Genomic DNA, 1,963 nt, shown 5'->3' with positions numbered 1-1,963 from the left:
TATGCTTGCGTCGGAATCGTCCTTCCAGACGAAGGGGTCGCGGTTCGTGGTTGTGCTCTTTGATGAACCGGTTGATGGCCGTTTGCAGGGTCGAGGACGGAGTGAAAGACGCCGTGCTTCAACTGTCGGCGTGTCAGTTTAGCGAAGAAGTTCTCGACGGCGTTCAGCCATGAACATGATGTCGGAACGAAGTGGAAGGTCCATCGCGGATGCCTTGCCAGCCATGCGCGGATCTTCGGCTGCTTGTGGATCGCGTAGTTGTCGAGAATGGCGTGGACGGCCTTATCCTTCGGCAGTTCCGCCTCTTTGAGGAAACGGATGAACTCCTGATGCCGGTGACGCTGGATGTTGAGGCCGATTGTGGAGCCCTTGAGAACATAGAGGGCAGCAAACCAGATGGTGTGCCATGGCGCTTGTACTCGTGGGCCATCGTGCTGCCGCCTGGCCCTTCTTTAATGGAAGCCCCGGGTGTGTCCGGTCGAGCGCCTGGATCTGGTTCTTTTCGTCGGCGGAAAGGACGATGTCATGGGCTGGAGGGGAGACGTAGAGCCCGACGACATCGTGCAGATTTTCGGCAAAGGCCCTGTCATACGATAGTTTGAACCGGCGCCAGCGGTGCGGCGCCAGAGGCTGCAAATCCCAACGGCCCGGCAATCGGCATCGTAACGGGGCTCTGACGCAATCTCGATGAGATCAGCTTACTCCAATGACTCTAGCTTCAAGCAGATCGAGCTTCCCACGACCGTCCATTTGTCATTGATGAGTTTGAGCTTGGTGATCTGGCCTTCCGTCTTGAGGTGATAGCAAGCTGGACCGCTGCTCTGTCGCGGATAACGCGCCGTTGGCAAATGACGCTGACCTGATGTGGTGGACGGCTCTCCCTCATGTGACTTTCGACAGCCACACTTTGGCACATTGCGATGCCGGGCGATGCCGGGAGCGGAGGCCGTCCACCACATCAGGCCAGACGATCGAGTTTCTCGGAGGAGTGGACGGGCACGCTTCAAAGTCGCAAGCTGGGCTTTCAGCTTCCCGATATAGAGGTTTTTGGCATAAAGCTCCGCCTGCGATGGGCAGTTAGGGCACGCAGCTCGTCCAGTTCGGCGAGCGGCTCGGAAGCAGCAAGAGACATGCGCCTCGTATCACAGAGGTCCGGTCGAGCTATTGTTTTAAACGCAACGCAATACGTTATTACGCCAGGTGTCAAGCGAAGCGAAGAATTGACCCCCTATTGCCTCATGGAAGAATGCTACCGAACGACTTGGCGCGAGCGCCCTCGCGTTGGTCATACATAACCCAGAGGTGCCATATGTCCCACCTCCCGCGTTCGCGAACGCGAACGTGTCGAGCAGAGGCTGTGTCATTTCAAACCAAGCCAGTTTCTGCAGTCGATATTTCAGCAACCGATGCATTTTGGCGCATACATCCCTCCGTCAGGCATTACAGTTCAGGATGCAGTCGTCCTACGAGGCATTCGACTGGAGGATGGAGAGCCCGCGCTTTTTAAAATCGGATGCCTCACTCGTGGTGCAGCAACAGCACTAAAAAGGGTGGGGATCGACTGCGTCACTAACTCAAAAAAGGGGAACTGGAACATGTCGATTTCTCGACGCAACGTCATTAAGGCCGGCCTGGCCGCTGGTGCGGCTTTATCGATTCCGTCGGTCCTGCGGGCACAGACGGCGCCAACCGCCGCGCGGACGGTCCGCATGGTGATGAGCGATGCCCTAACCGCCTTCGACCCGATCTTTAAGACGTCTGGCACGACCCAGAACCATGGCTTGGCTATCTACGACATGCTGTTCGCGCTCGACTCCAACCTTTTGCCGCAGTCGCACATGGTGGGGATGCGTGGTGTTTCGGACGACAAGAAGACCTATACGTTCGAACGCCGGGATGGTCTGGCGTGGCACGACGGCACTGCCCTCACCGCGGCCGACGGTGTCGCTTGGAGCCGACGCGG

At 57.7% G+C, this 1,963-nt stretch carries 1 protein-coding gene and 1 pseudogene; one reads left to right on the top strand and one right to left on the bottom strand.

Annotation, left to right across the window (positions count from 1 at the left end):
* Positions 1-627, bottom strand: a pseudogene (locus tag C9413_RS31615) (IS630 family transposase); the annotation flags it as partial.
* A gap of 968 nt (positions 628-1,595) precedes the next feature.
* Here C9413_RS31615 and C9413_RS31610 point away from each other — a divergent pair.
* The coding region (locus C9413_RS31610; protein WP_170251469.1) for a twin-arginine translocation signal domain-containing protein at positions 1,596-1,963 on the top strand (368 nt) is incomplete at its 3' end.

The organism is Rhizobium sp. SEMIA 4085, assembly GCF_013004495.1.
GTDB lineage: Bacteria > Pseudomonadota > Alphaproteobacteria > Rhizobiales > Rhizobiaceae > Rhizobium > Rhizobium gallicum.
Note: the sequence above shows the minus strand (reverse complement) of the source record. Positions and strands in the feature narration are given on the sequence as shown.